Raw genomic sequence first — 17,724 nt, forward strand, 5'->3', positions numbered from 1 at the left:
CCCTACCACAGGCTGACATCGGAGTTGCGCTTTGCAATGCGGTTTGTGGCCCAGAGCAAAGCGAAATTGATTATTGCGCTTAACAGCCCGACTGCGGTCGAATAACTCAAACTTGCTTCCCTCAGACCTCGTCGATACACATAGGATGCGATAACATCTGCAGTATCATAGGTCAGCGGGTTATACAGAAGGATGATTTTCTCATAACCGGATGCCATCAGGCCGCCAATAGCGAAGATGAACAGGATGACAATCACCGGACTGATCTGGGGCAGGGTGATATGCCACATCTTTTTGATTCTTCCCACCCCATCAATGTCGGCTGCCTCGTATAGAGCAGGATCAATCGAACTCATGGCTGCCAGATAAATAATGCTCTCCCAGCCGATGCTCTGCCAGATGCCCGAAAAGGTATAAATCGGGCGGAACATGGACGAGTAACCAAGCAGCGAGCTGTATTCCTTGCCTGTGATAACCTGCAGAATCTGTGTAATGATGCCTTCGTCCGCAGTGAAGATATGAATCATGCCGCATACCACGACGAGTGAAATGAAGTGAGGCATGTAAGTTACCGTCTGAACCACTTTTTTGAATCTGCTGTTACGTGCCTCATTCAGCATTAACGCCAGAATGATCGGTGCCGTAAAGCCAAAAACGATTCCCCATAGATTTAACAAAAGCGTATTCTTAACAACTCTCCAGAAATAAGGTCCCTGAAAAAATTCAATGAAATGCTTCAGTCCAACCCATTCACTGTCCGCGAACCCAAGCAGCGGCTTGAAGTCTTTGAATGCAATCAGCACACCCCACATCGGTCCATAACAGAAAACGAGGAACCAGGCGATTACCGGGATTGCCAGCAAATAGGCAAACCAGTTCTTTTTGAAATCTTTTTTAATGACATGACTGGTATTTTTGCGTTTGGGGGTCATCATTCCACTCTGCAATTCCCTATTTTTCCGTAAAGTCAGCAACTCATAAGCACCTCGTTTCTAACTCCTCACCATTCAGATCCTTACTGACTACCTTTGGTTGTACCGATCCAGTGCAGCCTGATGGATGCTGAGGAATTCATTCAATCCCATCTTTTGCGCATCACTCAGGAACTTGTCATAGGCATCCACCGGGAGTTCTCCCATAATAATTTTGGCAAAGTACTCTCCCCGAAGTGTTGACAATTGGTTGCCGAGCTCTGCCTCTCGTGAAGCTTCTTCCTGAGTAAACGTAATTGGAGGCATTGCCATGCTGGTGTCCATTTTTTCCGTCCACTCCTTCCGGATGTCACCGGAATAGCTTCCTTTGGCCACAATCAATGGATTAGAATTGTGCTCGTCACGAATGGACGGCCAGGAATGCATGCGGTACTTCAACAAAGTTGTCGCCACAGGCTGACCTTCCGGGTCTTTGTAAATGTAGCTGTCTTCATGGAAATAGGGTTTGCCATTTTCATCGATCAAGTGTACCGTTCCATATTCCCCATAGTTGAGAATTTCCCAGCCTTTTTTGCTGTAGTTAAAATCAAGCCAGGCCATTGCTGCTTCGACATCTTCACATTGGGTTGTGATCGCTGCGGTGGTTCCTGTTCGCTTGAAGTTTTTGTATGTGGTTGCGGACTGGTCCCCTTTGTTCAGAACAGGGTTAAGTGCTCCGATAAAATCGATGTCGTTCTGCTGTTTCCAGTAACTAAACATGGTATCCGGGGAATCCATCATGATTGCCGTCTTCTCCGAGATGGCGCTTGCCATTCTCTGATTGAAGTCAGCGGTTGCCCAATCCCGATTAAGCAAACCCTCCTTGTTCCATTGCTGCATGGTAGTTAGGTATTCCTTGGCCTTCGGCTGAGCCGGTCCCCAAGCCACTTTGCCGTTCTCATCAAGGAAGGTCCAGTCCCATACGCCATATGCACCATTAATAATTCCCGTAAAGATCTGACCATACGAAGAGCCGTAATTCAGTGGTTCGGTATATCCGACTTCCTTGCTCTTTTTCAGGAAGTTATGCCATTCGTCAATGGTTGTCGGGACTTCCAATCCCGTCTTTTCCAAAGCTTCCTTTTTAATCAGAGTGCCGAACCAGGTCCATTCGGAGTAAGGCGCGATTCCGTAAAAACCAAGCAGCTTCCCGCTATCCGTTACCGTTGTTTTGCGTCTCGTTTCATCGGAGTTCCGCCATGCCGAATAGTTGGGCGCATTCTTTTCCATAAGTTCGGTAAGATCCAGATATGCCCCGTCATTCAGTCCGGCCTCAAGGCCGCCCGGATAACGCTCAGGATTGATAATAATATCGGGAAGTTCGCCGGAAGAGATCATGAGGGTAAATGCATCTGCCTCCTGCCCAACAGGCGGTGTGATGAAATTAACCTTGATGCCGGTTAGTTCCTCTACCTGCTTTTGCACCGCATGATTGTTCATGTCGGGAATTTCTGCAATAGCTGGCATCCACACGTCCAACGTGACATCTTTCTCGTAGGGATACGCCGAGTAGTCATTAGGGATGGTTTCGTCGAAGAAATCGCCCAGATAGGTGTCATTCAACGTCTGATTGACCTCTTCTTGCTGCTCTTGCGTTGGCGTTTCGTTTCCGCGGATGTTCTGGCTAATATCCGTAAAAGTGACTTCATTCCGTACCTTGGTGTCCTCTTCCTTTTGACCAGCATCACCGGTTTCATTTTTGCTGCTGCAAGCCGCAGTCACCAGCACAAGCACAGACACCATAAAGATGCCAAAAAACCGTTTTGTGAATTTAGCCATATTCATCCCCCCGCTTCAAATTTGAGAAGCACTCTTTCCCTCTGTCTGATCCATTGGCTGATTTGTTATTTTCTGTATTTCAATCAAAGTATAGTTTCATAATTATTGTATGTCAACGCTTACAATTCAATTTGTTGTAATAAATTACACCCGCTACTTTATCCATTCAGTTATTCATAATAAAGATGTTAATCGATAAATATTTGTATAACCACCCTATATATAAGGGTTTATCTTGTCGGAATTGTTTGTTCCGAAGCTACACTTCACACTTCCCCTGTTTTCTCTGTTTCATTTAATTACGGAATTATTGTAACTAAAAGCCTATCTATACATTAACTCTGTCTCCTTCGACGTTACTCTCCGGATGGTCTCTGAAGGCCATCGTAATCACTGAACGGCACCCCAAAATCAGGTGTACCATTCGTGTTCCATTGAAATCGCTGGATGCGTGTTGCCCTTAAACTGGTGTCAGCCCCCGGAGCGGGAAGCCCATGGTAGACAATCCAGTCCTCCAAGCCGTCTGGGGACTTTGTGAAGCTGTTGTGCCCTGTGGCATATACACCGTTTTCCGGGCATTTGCGAAATACCGGCAGCGGGGACTTATTCCATGATGAAGCTTGCATCGGATCACTGTGTTCATTCATGGTCAACATACCCAAAGCATAGTCCTCGGACCAGGTCGTGCTTGCAGAATATATCAAAAAGATTCGTCCATTTCGGTGGAGCGTCACAGGTCCCTCGTTGATCGCCATTCCGCCTTTCTTTTCCCAGGTTAGAGTTGGTGCAGAGAGAAGCACATGATCTCCGGCCACGGTGGATGGGTCAGTCATTCGCATAATATATATGGCCGATCCATAATCGGGAAAATGTCCATAGCCTGCATACAGAAAATAAAGCTGGCCGTTAAGCTTCATCACGGTACCATCCAAACCGGGCACCGGTGTATCCAGGGCTCCCTTCCAGGCCCACTCCCCTGCAAAGGGATCCGCGCTTTCATTTTCCAGTACACAGATTCGCCGGGTATCGTCTCCACCACCATCATTGGCCGTGTAGTATACGTACCATCTTTCATTCAGGAAATGAATCTCAGGCGCCCACAAATGATGGCTGTAAGGACCGCCTGGCTCGGGTGACCAGATGATTTTACGGTCTCCCTCCCCGATTTCGGATAGTCGGGCCGATCGAACGAGTTCTACCTGATCTGAACGTGTTCGCATGAAGTAATAATAGCCATCCGTATGTCTGTAAACCCAAGGGTCGGCGGATTGAGCTGCCACCGGATTGTGAAAAGTTCCTTTGTCAGACATGCTTCTACTCCTCTCAAATCGTTCTGTCTTCTATTATCTGGCAGGGTTAGTTCACACACAATTATGAAACCGCTTCAAAGTGATCTCAAAAAAAGACAACCTTCAATCGATTTCGTCGGTCGAAAAAAAACCGCCCATGGGCGGTTACATGATGGATTATTCAATTCGTGTTTTGCATCCGCCATTCCAGCGGCGTTACTCCGGTAAATTTGACAAAATAATCATAAAATCTGCTGGAGGACGTAAATCCCACTTGTGCCGAAATCATCTCGATCGCTTTATTGGTTTGCTGCAGCAATCGTTTGGCTTCCATTAAGCGAAGATTAATGATGTATTGTTTCGGAGAAACACCTACAGTTTCCGTAAATTTTTTTCGCAGATTACTTTCAGACAAAAAGTGGCGGGATGCGAGCTCGCTGACCGTGATCGGGGTATGGTAAGAGGAATGAATGTCTTTCAGCACTTCCTGAATGATACCTTGACTGGTGGCATTAGCCGGGTAAGGTGATTCCAATGCATGACTTCGCTGAAACAAAAGCAGCGTTGTCTCCATCGCCAGACACATGAGTTGATGAGAAACGGGATCATGCCCGGCAGATTTCCATTCTTTTTCCAACTGGGATAAACTGATGTTTGCCCAAACCATTTGATCATCGGAGAGATGGGTGCTGTAGATTCGATCCAGCCCACGTTCAGGCCCTTGGAAGAGATAGCGGCAATGCACAGGCAGCTGATCCTGATAAAAATGGACCGATATCCCCTGCCATGACTCTGTACACACATAACCGTGATGAAGCTCTGGAGGAATGAGTACCAGGTCACCTGCTGACACTTTAATGTTTTGTTCAGGAGAACTATAGTACCCTTCTCCCTCCAGGATCAACGTCAATTCGTCATATGCATGTGAATGTGACATGAAGTAACCTTCACCATGTTCCAGCTTAAGCGTATGGGGTTTAAAGCGCTCAATGCTGACTATAAACGTTATATCTTTATTTTCCATCTTTGGTAACCTCGACATCTGAATTCAGCGAGTACTTCACACGCATCACAATATGCTGCCCATGATCACCGAACTGACTGCCGAACAGATTCATTCCCCCCTGGTGACTGGCTTCCGGGTCAATGCCAATGCGCAGGCGTAATTTGGGTTTGTCTCCCAAATCCAGATCGTGCAAAGAGATGTCGGAGATTTTCTCCTTATCCAGTGTAGTCCTGACTTGGTCTACTAACCACGTCTTGAGGATTCCATATTGTGTGGAACCGTCATACCACCAATCAGGGTTTAATTTGCCACGCCTGTCCCCGAGGTCTCCCGGGCTTGTCCACATTCCGATCTTGATGCCGTTCACCCAAACGGAAATATCCGAAGGCCAATCATTGTTATAGGTAGGCACTTCAGAGCACATTTCCATTGACAATTCCAATGATTCGATCGTTGCGCCAAACGGAATATTCATGGGCAGCAAATATTCCAGGTACCCTTCTCTCAACCAGATAATTTGAGCTTCTACATGCTCGGGATGAAAAAAGCTTGCCGGATCGTCCTCTTTCAGAATCATTCCTTCAGCGCTGGCCATCCCGCACGTTGGCGTCACCTCACAGTCACTGTAATGCCCGATGGGCATCTGGACCTCATATATATTCGTCGCACGCTCAGAAGCATGCTTCATCTCATCCAAAACAATATGTATATCATCATAATTGCGGCTGCACAATTTCATGGCTCCCCGGGATGCGGGAAGCATCTCTGTGTTTATTAAACTGGCGGCTTCAAGCACTTTGATGTGATTGGCCACTGTCGAAATGGGGAGATTCAGCGCCTCGGCAATTTCAATTATATTCAACTTGCTCACTTGTAACAGCTGGAGAATGTCAATCCGGGAACGGGTTGACAGGGCATGGGCGACACTTACCAGTTTATCCGGGTCGTTGAAACTGAGTTCCAGCACGTATCCGCTCTCCTTTGGGAACATATGAATTAAAATAATTTTACTGAATAACAGGATCAAATACAATCCAATCTCCTGCTTTATCCCATAGCGGAATGGTTGCCCTATTCAGTGACCAAAACAGCTTTACGATCATATGTACTGTCATTCACCTGCTTAAGCAAAAAATCCGCCAGATTGGCACGTGACAGCTTCAGCTTGCGGGATGAGCCCTGGCGAATCTCTGCTTCATGCACATACTTTCCATTATAACCACCCATTGTGAGCACAGGCGGTTGAACCAAAATCCAATTGAGCTTGCTATGGGTGACAAGCGCATCTTTGGCCCGGTGATCGCGAAGCAGATTGGTCATGATGTTTGGAATTACGTACTTATATAAGAAACCGAGTTTACCGGCATCTCGATGGGCGCCAATAAACGACACATGGATCAGTTTACCTGCGTCGCTTTCCTCCATCGCCTGAATGATGTTCTTCAAGGCACCGATTAGAACCACATCCCTTTTGAACATGCTCTTCGCACCAAGAACAGAAAAGACTGCATCAACTTTTTCTTTTTTTAAGACAGTCTTGATATCGATATAGCGGGTAACTTCGCCCTGCTCAACTTTTAAGTTTGGATGAGAAATGCCAAGTTTGGTTGGGTTCCTGACGAATGCGGTTACCGTATGCCCCTCACTTAGCGCGCGCTGCAGCAGTTCACTCCCTGTTCTTCCGGTCGCACCAAATATAATGATATTCATGGGTTCCACGCACACTCTCTATTTATTTTTACTACATCAATCCCTTATACGAATACGAGCGAATCAGAGAAAACTGTTTGGCCAGAAAATGTGGTGAATAGGGCATGTCATTACGAAGCCAGGCCACAATGGTACCGATCAGGGCCGAGGAGCTGTACCAAATCGCAATCTCCTTGTGGATGCCTGCCTGGGCAAAAGCGCTTTCGATCTCCAATCGCTCGATTTTCTCTGTCACGAGTCTGGTTAGCAATTTCAAAAGCCGTTCTGTGAAAATGGGGGTTCGCTTGGAGGCGAGAACGACACGATAGAATTTGGGATGCTCGGCAAAATGCTCAAGCACTTTCACGAGAACCGGCCAAGCCTCCTCTGTTTCAGTGTTGTCGAACCGGTGATATTCATCAACGATCCGTTCAATATGTTCATTCATCTCATCCGCCATCTTCTCCATCATATCTGTAATATCACGATAATGAAGATAGAAGGTCACGCGGTTGATGGTGGCACGTTCAGCAATTCGATTCACCGTTAATTTCTCGATATCCACTTCCTGCAGCAAATCTACAAAAGCATCACGTATTAATTGCCTGGTACGGAGTATTCGCGGATCGATAGCGGACTTGTTATCGTTTTTCATGCTCATGCACTCCTTCAATTTTTGAAAATTACAATTTTAAATAAACAGTCGTTTATTTTCACAATAAACGACAACTTTTATTTTTTTGTAAAATAAGCAACATGTATTCCCCGAAGTGTAAATTGTAATCTGCGGGAATATGTATATAATTCAATAGATACAATGTAAACTATACAACACGTTGTAAATTTAGTCACGTGTAGATTGAAAGGATGGAATGGATTGAGTCAGGCTAGATTATATGATGAGAAAAACATCAAAAAGGGTCCCATACTGTTTGTCATGATTTTGGGTGCGTTTCTTGCCACATTGAATCAAACCCTAATGAGTGTTGCCACGCCGGAGTTGATGATCGATTTTAACATCACCGCTGCAACGGCACAATGGTTTACGACCGGCTACATGCTGGTGAATGGAGTACTTATTCCAATTACAGCGTATTTCATGCAGCGCTTTTCAACAAGGCAGCTCTTTCAGGCTTCCATGCTCATTTTCCTGATTGGTACGATTGTATCGGCACTTGCGACCAACTTCGGTACACTGCTCACAGGTCGTATGATTCAGGCTGCAGGGGCTGGCATCATTATGCCGCTGTTGATGCATGTCATTTTGACATTGTTCTCACCTGAAAAACGAGGAGCTGCCATGGGTATGGTCGGTTTCGCGGTTATCTTCGCCCCGGCGATCGGGCCTACCCTTGCTGGATATGTTCTAGAGAACTATTCGTGGCAAACGATGTTTTATGGAATGATCCCATTGACGGTCATTGTTATCGGGTGCGCATTTGTATATCTGAAAAATGTATCAGAGCGCATAAATACCAAGTTCGATACGCTTAGTGTAGCATTATCCACTATTGGATTTGGCGCATTACTGTATGGCTTCAGCCGAGCGGGCAGTCTGGGATGGTCCAGTGCTGAAGTACTCATTTGCCTCGCGGCAGGTATTATTGCACTGGCCTTGTTCACATGGCGCCAGCTTGTTTCTGCAAGTCCACTGCTCGACCTTCGTGCGTTCAAGTACAATATGTTCTCCTTGACCACGATCATTAATATTGCGATTACGATGATCATGTATGCAGATATGATGCTGCTGCCTCTGTACCTTCAAAATGCACGTGGATACACTGCACTGGAGTCCGGTCTATTGCTGCTTCCAGGCGCTCTTGTCATGGGATTCCTGATGCCGGTAACTGGACGTTTGTTTGACCGCTTTGGAGCGAAGTGGCTCGCCATTATTGGTATGGTTATTACGATTGTAACAACGATTGGCTTTATCGATCTGACGGATTCGACCAGCTACACTTATCTGGTTCTGATGTCCACCGGCCGCCGAATCGGTATGGCTCTGCTCATGATGCCAATTCAAACGGCAGGCCTCAATCAGCTGCCACCAAGACTCGGTCCGCATGGTACAGCAATCTCCAATACAGTAAGACAAGTCGCTGGTGCTGTTGGTACTTCATTGCTCGTAAGTGTAATGACCAGTCGTACAACAACGCATGTGCAGGATATGATCGCGAGCGGAGCAGCGAGTGGCTTATCTCAGGAGCAATTGGCGATGGAGTCCATGATCCAGGGAATCAACGATGCTTACGTGGTTATTATCGGTATAGCGGTCGTTGGTCTCGCACTCTCCTTCTTCATTAAACGTACCAAGCAGGCAGCTGAGGAAGAAGTCAAAATGCCTGTCAGACAGAACGTTTCCATGAATTCGAATTAATTCGTTAGTTATATAAAAAGCGGCAGATCAGGACGATCCCTCATGTCCTGTCTGCCGCTTTTTATATATTTTATCGCTTTGGCTTTCCCTATTCGATCATCGTGAGAGGTAAGTGTGTCAAGGACTGTCCTGGCGCAGAAGTCGAAAGATTATGCTCCAGCTCAAAGGAATCAACCGCTTCAATCCGGGCAACCCTTTCCACAAAAGCCGTTAGTACAAGGGTGAGTTCCATCCTTGCCAGCGGTGCACCCAGACAAAAGTGCGGACCATTACCAAAGGTAAGGTGCTTCTTATTGTTGTGACGGTGAATATCGATTTCAAACGGGTTTTCAAACATCCGCTTGTCCATATTTGCTGCACTCATCCAGGAGATGACCACATCCCCTTTTTTCAAATCGACACCAAGCAATTGGTTGTCCTTCTTGACAGTTCGATGCCGTTTCGCATTATGGAATCGGTATCGAAGCATCTCTTCTACGGCAAGCGGAACCAGTTCTGGATTTTGTCTTAGCTGGCCGTATAAATCTCCTTCATCGTACAGAAAAGAATAAAACGTGCTCGAAACCATATGGCTCGTAGTTTCAATACCGGCACCGAGCAGCAGCATCGTTGTTCGTACAACTTCATCTTCCGTGAATTTCTCTCCCTCAACGTCGACATTCAACAAATCGGTAATGATATCATCCCCGGGATTTGTTCGTTTGTTAACTACGAGTGGATACAGAAATTGATAGTACTCCTGGGCCGCAGCCTGTTTTTTCATTTCGATTTCTTGTGCGTTCTCCTGAGTGGCAGGTTGGAACAGGATATCTACCCAGCTTTTGAACCGATGGCTGTCCGTGAGCGGGATCCCCAGCAAATCTGCCATGACCATGGCAGGCAGTGGAGCAGCAAGCTTTTCAACGATATCAATCGTTGTATTGAATTCCAGGTCTGCCACCAGTTGCTTCGCAATGTTGCGAATTCGGGGTTCCCAATTTTTTAGACTACGAGGGGTAAAAGCAGCGGATAACAATGAACGGCTTTTTTGATGTCTTGGCGGGTCTATGCTTGAAATGTTTAATTTGTCCGGAGGTGTGCCTTCCTTGTTCTTCGCCCCTACAGCTATGGTGGTTCGGGTTCCCTCAGCTGAAAAATATTCATGATTGCTTAGGACCTGTTTGACATCATCATACCTGAACACATTCCAGGTGTCGGTATCTTCATGATAATGTACAGGATTTTCGGACAACATTTTCTGATACCACTCCATGGGGAAAAACTCTTCAGACTTGGACTGGAATCTGGTTATATCCTCAACTCGAATCACTTCTTTGTACATGTGGATGCTACCTCCCAGAATAGTTTCATGTTTGGTTGCTGTAGATTAAAGGGTTTTGGTACATGAATTGACAGTTCAGCACCTTATTAAATTTTATACGAATCGTATAATTTTTGATATAAACCTTTTGAACTAAATTAAAAAACCCTCTTTTTACAAGAGGGTTTCTAGTATACGAATCGTATATTTCATATTTACGTTTGCTGTTCACCATTTTCGATCAGTCCGTTCAGCTCAATAAACCACCAGCATGCCTGGGCGATCTTCCTTGCCTGCAACTGTACGGGTCCGGATACAAAAGCAGCCTGAAAAGCGGATAACGTAATCTTCAGCATCGACATATTGAGTGTATCTTCCCGGAACAAGGACCATAGTCCTTGGCTTAATTCTTTGGCCTGAATGGATCCTTGCGACTTCTGGACAGAATGGTTGAACTTTTCGAGCTCGGCCAGCAGGTTGTTTTTATCCGGTACACTTTGCTTTAAACCAGGATCGATAACAGCCAGACTTGCGGGATCAATGATATGTTCTTGTTTATTCACCATGGCTCGCAGCAAAACTTCAATATAGTTCAGAATCTTCGGTACAAGAGACTTCCAGTTAGGTTGATCCAAGTGAAAGTTCCTCCACGTATTCGATATCTGGTGGACCATGCCAAAACAAAAGATGGCTCCTTCACAGGCATATGGCTTAACCTCTTCACCAAATAACTGAACAAGCCGTCCAGAAAGCCAGTTTAACTGAATTCGTGTAAGATGTTCGACATCAAATTCCCCGGAATAGAAACCTGTCCAGAACAACTCAACAACTCGCTGTTTGTCTGGCGATATCATCGGAACCACGATCTGGTCCACCAGCAAATCAAACTCAGAGGCATAACCCCGCGTTTCTAAATCTTGGCGAATCATCATATCTTCCTGAATCCGCTGCTCGAGAATGGCAAGAATACAATCATCCTTGGAACTAAAAAATTTATAAAACGTACCTTTCGATACGCCTGAATGATCTAGGATCATCTGAATCGTTGTATTGGCCACACCATTTTTCTCGAAAAGCATAAGTGCAGTGTCCAGGAGCAGTTGTTTGCGTTTATTCATAAGGACCTCTCAATCTGCCAGCTTTTCCAATTCATCCTGCAGTTGAACAAGCCGGGTGCGGATCGTTACCATTCGAGTCTGTACTTCGGCTAATTGATGCACCAGATTTTGCTCCTTAGCAGCGTCCTTGAACGAATTCGCATGATCCGTTAAGGATGATCTTAGCTGAGTCAGTTCGGATTCGTACCTTATACGATCCCCATCCGCTTGTTCCAATTCTTCCTTTACAGTACCGATCTGGTACTCCAGATAAGCTATATCTGATGAGCTCGCTTGCGTTAGTCGCTGTGAATACGTCATGCTTCACCTCATATTCGATTCATTATCATTCGTCCATTGCTTTGGCAACATCATAAGGAAGGATATCGATATCCAGCTCCTGATTGAGAGCGAGCTTCGCCAACTGACTGCCAATAAAGGGGCCCATGGTCAATCCCGAAGCACCAAGCCCATTGGCTGCGATCAGTCCCGTCCATCCCGGAACAGGCCCCATTACCGGAAGGAAGCCTGGAGTAAACGGCCGGAAGCCAACCCTTACTTCCTGAAAAGTGCTATCCGCCAAATCCGGTGCCAACTCCAACCCTTTATTCAGGATCTCCTGCATTCCACCCGGCGTTATTCGAGTATCATAACCTTCGATCTCATTTTCGTGAGTTGCGCCTATAACGATCTTGTGTTGGTCAAAAGCCAAAAGATATTGGTCAGAAGGAGGCATAACGACTGGCCAACTGCCCGTATCGTTCTGCTCCGGGACCAGTAAGTGCATAATTTGTGCTTTTTGGAAATGAACCTTAAAGTGAATGCCCAAAGGTTTCAGAATTGAATTGGCCCACGCTCCGGCACATACAATAACTTCGTCAGCCAGGAAGCTTTCTGTTCCGACAGTCACTCCTGTTACACGGCAGGAGTCAAATTGAAGCTTGGCATCGCCATGTACCAGGACAGCTCCATTTCGCCGGGCCGATCGTATCAAGGCATCTCGCAGGGCACGGCCATCTATGCGTGCTGCACCGCTAATATATACCGAATGATAACGTTGTTCCAATAGCGGAAACCGCTCATGGGTTTCTTGTTCATTAAGCAGCGTAATATCCCCAACTTCCGGGGCATCCGCTCTACGGAGATGAGCGCGCTCCTCCATCTTTCCGATTTTCTCTATATCCGGATGAATACTCAGGGCCCCCACTCGGGCATATCCGGTTTCCGTTTCTCCCTCACTTTTGAGTTCTTCAATCAATTCGGGGTAGAAGCGAGCACCGGCCTTCGCAAGCTGGTACCAATCCTGATTACGCCGCTGCGACAACCAAGGGCAGATAATGCCCGCCGCTGCATCCGTAGCCTGTCCTATATCGTTGCGGTCCACAATGATAACCTCAGCACCCCGTTTTGCTAACTGATAGGCTGTCGATGCCCCCAGAATTCCTGATCCTACTACGATGACTTTCTTCATGCTTGCATCCCTTTCCTCCATCACGATATCCATTATAGCGTATACTGTTTCGCATTATATTGGCAAGGCGCATCCCAATGGAGCACATGGCTGAACAGGGCATATTTAAAATAATGTTAATTATGTAATATAATTCTATTTGGGTTTCTTTTAACGCTGTAGCCGCGCCACTTACGCACACGATCCTTTAACGAAAAGAGGAATAACACGACGATGCCGAAACCTAGCATGGAGAATCCGCTGGATGCCGATATGCCACTCATGATTACAGGGCAGATCCGGATGAATGCAGATGAATTCATGCATTGGAGCGACCATTCACGGGATTACACCATTGTGCAATGCATCGGAGGAACTGGGCAAATCGCAGCCAAAAATCATGAATTCTCGATCCGTGAAGGAACCGCTCTTATTATGTTTCCTGAAGTTACCTATCGTTATCACAATCTGAGTGATTCATTGTTGTTCGATTGTCTGACGTTCAATGGCTATTTATTGCCCCGCTTCCTGCATACCTTGCAGATCGGGGAGCTGCGCGCCTTCAAGCCGGATGGAATGCTTCATATCCTGCTGCATGAAATAACACTGGCGCTGCAGTCCCGGCACAAGGATCAGATCTGGCACGTATCCGCATTACTCTACATGCTTCTGGTCAGATTGACGATTGAAGGAGAACGTTATGGTGCTTATGAACGCACCGATGCCCGATTAAAGCTGGCCGGACTCGTTACTTTTATCAAACAAAATTATCATGAGGATATCTCGCTCTCCATGTTGGCTCAGCAGATGAACGTTACCGAACAGCACTTGAACCGGATATTCAAAAAAGAATTCCAAATGACACCGCTTGATTATCTGACACGCTATCGGCTGCTGAAAGCCAAGGAAATGCTCATCCAGGATGAGGCTATCACTGCGCATGACATCGCCAAAGCTGTCGGGTTCAATAGTGCCAGTTACTTTGGTTCCGTCTTCAAGAAATACGAAGGAATCTCTCCGATCGAGTTACGCAAGCAATATCTAAGTTAGAGGATCTCCATATTTATCTCGGCCAGCGAGGATAACCGCAGATCATGCATCTTGAACTCCAGATCACGTGTTACCTCGTTCGGCACAATAACACAGCGAATCCCTGCTGCCTTGGCTGCCTTCAGTCCGTTTGGCGAATCTTCGAAAACAACGGCCTCAGATGCCTCTACTCCGAGACTATTCAGAGCCAGGAGGTACAGCTCGGGGTCCGGTTTAACCCGCTTGACGTCTTCTGCCGTATGAATTACAGCAAATTGTTCGAATATGCCCAGCTTGTGCAGATAACCATGAACCCAATCGCGCGTGGAGCTGGAAGCAACGGCAAGCTGAATCCCCTTTTCTCTGGCCGACTGGAGCAATTCACGCACTCCCGGAAGAATGGCGGCCTGCCCCAGATATGATGTATATTTTTGTTCGGATAACAACTTGATATGTTCATGATCAATCGGTTTTTGCAGGGCTTGTTCCAGATACATAAAAGGATGAAATTCTTCAAAATCAGTCCCTACATTTTTGGACCACAGCTCCAGCCCCAGTTCAAGTCCGTGTTCCTTGTAGATATCGCGAAAGGCATAGTACCACGGAGTCTCCGTGTCCAAAATTAATCCGTCAAAATCCAAAATAAAGGCTTTTACCATGAAGTTATTCTCCCTCCAATGATCGGCAGGGGGACGGCTCAGAAACGGGCAGTCAAGTCCGGTCTCGTGACCTCTAAGGACAGGAAGCGGCAGGTACAGCCTGTTCCAGCTGGTGACTGCGCAACGACTCCGGCCTGGATTTCCCCCTGAATCGGCATGCCGAAGTACCGAATTAGTTTCCACTCACCCCCATCGGGTGAATAAAAAAATGAAATGCAGTCATCTACTTTGCGTATGCGGAGATAAGGATCAGGTACAGGGACTTCAACCGAGTTGCAATCGTCGGATGAGCCGTCCCGCGTGACCACAGACACAATGGTAGCTGCTTTTCCATCATATTCAAAACAAAGCTTGCACCAGTTGCGATCATCTGCCATAACCATCAGACATCCGGAATCATACTGATTTTTCATGTCCACCGTTAATTGGGTTGTCAGTTCGAAATCACTCGGCACAGCCATCGCCAGGAAGGGTGCGGATGCGCGGATGTTTTTGCCCGCAGGGTCCTGGAAAAAGTCTGTATCTGCCTGAGCTTCCACAGTAAGAACACCCTGTTCTGAGTAAGACCAGATTTCCGGTTCATTCATCCAGTTCATTTGGCTCCGTGTTTCTGTTGTAAATACGTTCGTCATCTCTTAACCTCCCAAGTTCGTTTTCTGTATTACATATTCTTCCTATATACAGAAAACCCCTTCTCCTACATATTTTTGTAAGATTCGATCACCTGGGAGTGTTTCTGCGGGTCAGGCAGGAATAACATAATGACCATCAGAACGATGTACAGTGCAAGAATGACGCTGAACAAAAGCACCGGATGATGATGGTACAGCAGACCTGTAAGGTAACCCGAAGGAATCGCCGTCAGTGTCATGACTGTCTGTACCGCTGAAAACATATCGGCCTTTTCATGTGTACCCAGCCTGTTCATCAGAAGGGTATCCCGGTACGTTTGCAGGATGAAATTGCCGGCTGCAAGCACAATCAGTGTCAGAAACAGCATCGCTATATTTCCGGCAGGAATCAACAGAAACAGCACTGCTCCGACTGTACTCAGGACGATGGAAAATCCAACATACTTCTCCTCTGATCGTTGTTTCAGGCGGGGAATAATGACCAGATACAGCAGCATGACCGTTAATGCAGTCACAACCGGGATAAACGAGATCACACGATCATCGAACTTTAACTGCTCCTTGAAAAATATCACCTGAAAGAAATTCAGCTGCAGGATCAGATTCGATAGTACTGTAATCAATATAATCGGGAACAGTCTTCGTTTGTAGAATGATCTCCCGAATAGCCGCAAACTGGAGGCAAGGCTGTGTATCACCCTCGTTTGGCTGTGCATCCCCATCAGCTCTTTCCCGACCTCGGTTTCATCGGTGTATCGGTTACGAATGAAAAACATGACAGTCATGAGAATTCCGCCGATAAAATAAATACTGGCCAGTGTAGGCACAATGCCGAAATCAGCAATCACGACTCCGGCAATCGGTGTCAGTACACCCGCCGCTGTGATGATCATGTTCAGAATTCCGAATACCTTGGACCGTTTGTGTTCTTCGACATCCTCAATGATTAGACAATTGAAGGAGACCGTTACAAATTTGGACGTGGCATTCAGCAAGTAGGCGATCAGAAACAGCCAGAAATTCTGTGAAAACGCCCAGATGAACATCGGAATACTCCAGGCAACGAGATCAAAAATGAGTGTGGTTCGCTTGCGACCCAGCTTGTTCGTAATTGAACCGGCAAATAACTGAAATATAAAGGCAAAATAAAGATTTACCGAATTGATTAAACCGATTTCAATGTCCGAAAGTCCGGCTTCCTTCATATATAAAGGAGCATAAAACAGGACAATCGTGCCCGGGATGGCCCACACCGGTTCGAGTAAAATGGAGTACCGCGGATTTCTCGGCAAATCCTGAAGCAGCTTCAATCCATATCCCCCTCTTTCTGCGGACCTGGCCGCTGCGAAAGGTTACCTGTCGCAGCGGCGATACCGCAAGCGCCTATACGCCTATAAGATTAGAGCTGTTTTAACCGAATTCATGGGCAGTGGTTCACCCGTCCGCAGATGATATCCCACTGTACCGTTGAACGCTTCTTCATAATCACTCAGGAATTCCTTGGCTGTAACCATTTGTTCCAGTTCCGGGAGGCTTTGTGCAAATTTCAGTGCTGTGCTGATCATCGAGTGATTAGCCACCGCACCTATGATACTAATTCCGTCATTAATTACGTGTGTCGATTTGAACGTCACTTCATAGCTGTCGTCATAGCCCATAGGAATGATTCTGCCTCCTTTGGCAATCAGCTCAAATCCCACATGAAGCTGGTTTCCGACAGCATCCACCACGATATCAAATTTTTTATTGTTATTGATCTCGTATACTTTATCCAGCGTCAGTTCCTGAGGATAGAAAACATGGTCGGCAATGCCTACTGCAAACTCTTTGCGGTATGGATCGACTTCTGTTCCTACCGTAAGCCGTGCTAATCGTTTACTCACAAGCTGACATAGCGAACCAATGGCTCCGGAACCCAGGACGAGGACAGAATCACTTGGCTTGACTCCTGCTTTCATAAACGTCTGCAGAACACAACCGAGCGGCTCAATCATCATGGCTGTCTCCCAGCTCATGGAATCCGGAATGGGATAGACATACTTCTCATCTCCGACATAGTATTCTGCAAATGTGCCATGGGTGGTCATGCCTACCTGATAGTCATCAAAGTTTTCGCAATAGATGAACAGACCTTCACGGCAGTACGAGCAGGTTCCACAGGATTGGGTTGGGTCAATCAAAACCCGGTCGCCTACCTTGAATCCACGGACCTCAGAACCTACCTCTACGACAGTACCCACGCCTTCATGACCAATAATCGTCCCCTTGTTCGCCGGAACTTTGCCTTTGACAATATTTAGATCCGTACCGCAGATGCCTGAGCCATAAATTTTGATTTTGACCTGGTTTGGCTTTTGAATGTTCGGCTGTTCAACATCCAGCAGCGCCACCTGTTTGTGATCCTGATATACGAGTGCTTTCATTGAATACTCCTCCTTGTCATTTC

The 17,724-nt window shown here is 46.5% G+C and carries 17 protein-coding genes; 2 read left to right on the plus strand and 15 right to left on the minus strand.

All coding sequences use genetic code 11. The features are described 5' to 3' along the window. Positions 1-2: 2 nt before the first annotated feature. The 7 genes from AB3N00_RS04925 to AB3N00_RS04955 all read right to left on the minus strand — a co-directional run bounded on the left by AB3N00_RS04925 (position 3) and on the right by AB3N00_RS04955 (position 7,389). Positions 3-974, minus strand: a complete 972-nt coding sequence (locus tag AB3N00_RS04925) for an ABC transporter permease (RefSeq protein WP_413033582.1) — start codon at positions 972-974, stop codon at positions 3-5. 48 nt (positions 975-1,022) lie between these two features. Further along, positions 1,023-2,750, minus strand: a complete 1,728-nt coding sequence (locus AB3N00_RS04930; protein ID WP_413033583.1) for an extracellular solute-binding protein — start codon at positions 2,748-2,750, stop codon at positions 1,023-1,025. A gap of 356 nt (positions 2,751-3,106) precedes the next feature. Continuing rightward, entirely contained in the window at positions 3,107-4,060 is a 954-nt protein-coding gene (locus AB3N00_RS04935; protein WP_413033584.1) for a family 43 glycosylhydrolase, read from the minus strand. Positions 4,061-4,220: 160 nt separating this feature from the next. Beyond that, on the minus strand, positions 4,221-5,063 hold the full coding sequence (locus AB3N00_RS04940) for an AraC family transcriptional regulator (protein WP_413033585.1): 843 nt from the start codon (positions 5,061-5,063) through the stop codon (positions 4,221-4,223). After that, positions 5,053-6,012, minus strand: coding sequence for an ArsR/SmtB family transcription factor (locus AB3N00_RS04945; RefSeq protein ID WP_413033586.1), 960 nt, complete (start codon positions 6,010-6,012; stop codon positions 5,053-5,055). Before AB3N00_RS04945 ends, AB3N00_RS04940 begins: the two co-directional genes overlap by 11 nt. 104 nt (positions 6,013-6,116) lie before the next feature. Further along, positions 6,117-6,755 (minus strand): NAD(P)-dependent oxidoreductase, encoded by a 639-nt coding sequence (locus AB3N00_RS04950; protein ID WP_413035191.1) that lies wholly within the window; start codon positions 6,753-6,755, stop codon positions 6,117-6,119. A gap of 31 nt (positions 6,756-6,786) precedes the next feature. Then, positions 6,787-7,389, minus strand: coding sequence for a TetR/AcrR family transcriptional regulator (locus tag AB3N00_RS04955; RefSeq protein WP_413033587.1), 603 nt, complete (start codon positions 7,387-7,389; stop codon positions 6,787-6,789). Positions 7,390-7,671: 282 nt separating this feature from the next. Between AB3N00_RS04955 and AB3N00_RS04960 the strand changes: the two genes are divergently transcribed. Further along, positions 7,672-9,111 (plus strand): DHA2 family efflux MFS transporter permease subunit, encoded by a 1,440-nt coding sequence (locus tag AB3N00_RS04960; RefSeq protein ID WP_413035192.1) that lies wholly within the window; start codon positions 7,672-7,674, stop codon positions 9,109-9,111. 88 nt (positions 9,112-9,199) lie between these two features. Here AB3N00_RS04960 and AB3N00_RS04965 read toward each other — a convergent pair whose 3' ends face one another. The 4 genes from AB3N00_RS04965 to AB3N00_RS04980 all read right to left on the minus strand — a co-directional run bounded on the left by AB3N00_RS04965 (position 9,200) and on the right by AB3N00_RS04980 (position 12,979). Then, the gene (locus AB3N00_RS04965) at positions 9,200-10,432 is read right to left on the minus strand and encodes a cytochrome P450 (RefSeq protein ID WP_413033588.1); all 1,233 of its coding nucleotides are present in this window, start codon (positions 10,430-10,432) and stop codon (positions 9,200-9,202) included. 194 nt (positions 10,433-10,626) lie between these two features. After that, the gene (locus tag AB3N00_RS04970; RefSeq protein ID WP_413033589.1) at positions 10,627-11,529 is read right to left on the minus strand and encodes a TetR/AcrR family transcriptional regulator; all 903 of its coding nucleotides are present in this window, start codon (positions 11,527-11,529) and stop codon (positions 10,627-10,629) included. Positions 11,530-11,538: 9 nt separating this feature from the next. Then, on the minus strand, positions 11,539-11,829 hold the full coding sequence (locus AB3N00_RS04975; RefSeq protein WP_413033590.1) for a hypothetical protein: 291 nt from the start codon (positions 11,827-11,829) through the stop codon (positions 11,539-11,541). Between the two features lie 25 nt (positions 11,830-11,854). Beyond that, entirely contained in the window at positions 11,855-12,979 is a 1,125-nt protein-coding gene (locus tag AB3N00_RS04980; RefSeq protein ID WP_413033591.1) for an NAD(P)/FAD-dependent oxidoreductase, read from the minus strand. Between the two features lie 213 nt (positions 12,980-13,192). Here AB3N00_RS04980 and AB3N00_RS04985 point away from each other — a divergent pair, with 213 nt between their 5' ends. Then, entirely contained in the window at positions 13,193-14,008 is an 816-nt protein-coding gene (locus tag AB3N00_RS04985) for an AraC family transcriptional regulator (protein WP_413033592.1), read from the plus strand. On the opposite strand, the gene AB3N00_RS04990 is transcribed toward AB3N00_RS04985, so the two are convergent. The 4 genes from AB3N00_RS04990 to AB3N00_RS05005 all read right to left on the minus strand — a co-directional run bounded on the left by AB3N00_RS04990 (position 14,005) and on the right by AB3N00_RS05005 (position 17,701). Next, positions 14,005-14,646, minus strand: coding sequence for an HAD family hydrolase (locus AB3N00_RS04990; RefSeq protein ID WP_413033593.1), 642 nt, complete (start codon positions 14,644-14,646; stop codon positions 14,005-14,007). The genes AB3N00_RS04985 and AB3N00_RS04990 overlap by 4 nt on opposite strands. Positions 14,647-14,684: 38 nt before the next feature. Beyond that, on the minus strand, positions 14,685-15,278 hold the full coding sequence (locus AB3N00_RS04995) for a DUF1349 domain-containing protein (protein WP_413033594.1): 594 nt from the start codon (positions 15,276-15,278) through the stop codon (positions 14,685-14,687). A 65-nt stretch (positions 15,279-15,343) separates the two neighbouring features. After that, the gene (locus tag AB3N00_RS05000) at positions 15,344-16,588 is read right to left on the minus strand and encodes an MFS transporter (RefSeq protein WP_413033595.1); all 1,245 of its coding nucleotides are present in this window, start codon (positions 16,586-16,588) and stop codon (positions 15,344-15,346) included. A gap of 81 nt (positions 16,589-16,669) precedes the next feature. Then, a complete protein-coding gene (locus tag AB3N00_RS05005; protein ID WP_413033596.1) occupies positions 16,670-17,701 on the minus strand; it encodes a zinc-dependent alcohol dehydrogenase in 1,032 nt (343 codons plus the stop codon). Between the last annotated feature and the right edge of the window lie 23 nt (positions 17,702-17,724).

It is taken from the genome of Paenibacillus xylanilyticus, from assembly GCF_047246825.1.
GTDB classification, from domain to species: domain Bacteria; phylum Bacillota; class Bacilli; order Paenibacillales; family Paenibacillaceae; genus Paenibacillus; species Paenibacillus xylanilyticus_B.

What these genes read in the sequence shown, in the direction of transcription:
- AB3N00_RS04930 (WP_413033583.1), bottom strand. Translation starts at nt 2,750, where the DNA reads ATGGCTAAATTCACAAAACGGTTTTTTGGCATCTTTATGGTGTCTGTG.
- AB3N00_RS04935 (WP_413033584.1), bottom strand. Translation starts at nt 4,060, where the DNA reads ATGTCTGACAAAGGAACTTTTCACAATCCGGTGGCAGCTCAATCCGCC.
- AB3N00_RS04940 (WP_413033585.1), bottom strand. Translation starts at nt 5,063, where the DNA reads ATGGAAAATAAAGATATAACGTTTATAGTCAGCATTGAGCGCTTTAAA.
- AB3N00_RS04950 (WP_413035191.1), bottom strand. Translation starts at nt 6,755, where the DNA reads ATGAATATCATTATATTTGGTGCGACCGGAAGAACAGGGAGTGAACTG.
- AB3N00_RS04955 (WP_413033587.1), bottom strand. Translation starts at nt 7,389, where the DNA reads ATGAAAAACGATAACAAGTCCGCTATCGATCCGCGAATACTCCGTACC.
- AB3N00_RS04960 (WP_413035192.1), top strand. Translation starts at nt 7,672, where the DNA reads ATGATTTTGGGTGCGTTTCTTGCCACATTGAATCAAACCCTAATGAGT.
- AB3N00_RS04965 (WP_413033588.1), bottom strand. Translation starts at nt 10,432, where the DNA reads ATGTACAAAGAAGTGATTCGAGTTGAGGATATAACCAGATTCCAGTCC.
- AB3N00_RS04970 (WP_413033589.1), bottom strand. Translation starts at nt 11,529, where the DNA reads ATGAATAAACGCAAACAACTGCTCCTGGACACTGCACTTATGCTTTTC.
- AB3N00_RS04975 (WP_413033590.1), bottom strand. Translation starts at nt 11,829, where the DNA reads ATGACGTATTCACAGCGACTAACGCAAGCGAGCTCATCAGATATAGCT.
- AB3N00_RS04980 (WP_413033591.1), bottom strand. Translation starts at nt 12,979, where the DNA reads ATGAAGAAAGTCATCGTAGTAGGATCAGGAATTCTGGGGGCATCGACA.
- AB3N00_RS04985 (WP_413033592.1), top strand. Translation starts at nt 13,193, where the DNA reads ATGCCGAAACCTAGCATGGAGAATCCGCTGGATGCCGATATGCCACTC.
- AB3N00_RS04990 (WP_413033593.1), bottom strand. Translation starts at nt 14,646, where the DNA reads ATGGTAAAAGCCTTTATTTTGGATTTTGACGGATTAATTTTGGACACG.
- AB3N00_RS04995 (WP_413033594.1), bottom strand. Translation starts at nt 15,278, where the DNA reads ATGACGAACGTATTTACAACAGAAACACGGAGCCAAATGAACTGGATG.
- AB3N00_RS05005 (WP_413033596.1), bottom strand. Translation starts at nt 17,701, where the DNA reads ATGAAAGCACTCGTATATCAGGATCACAAACAGGTGGCGCTGCTGGAT.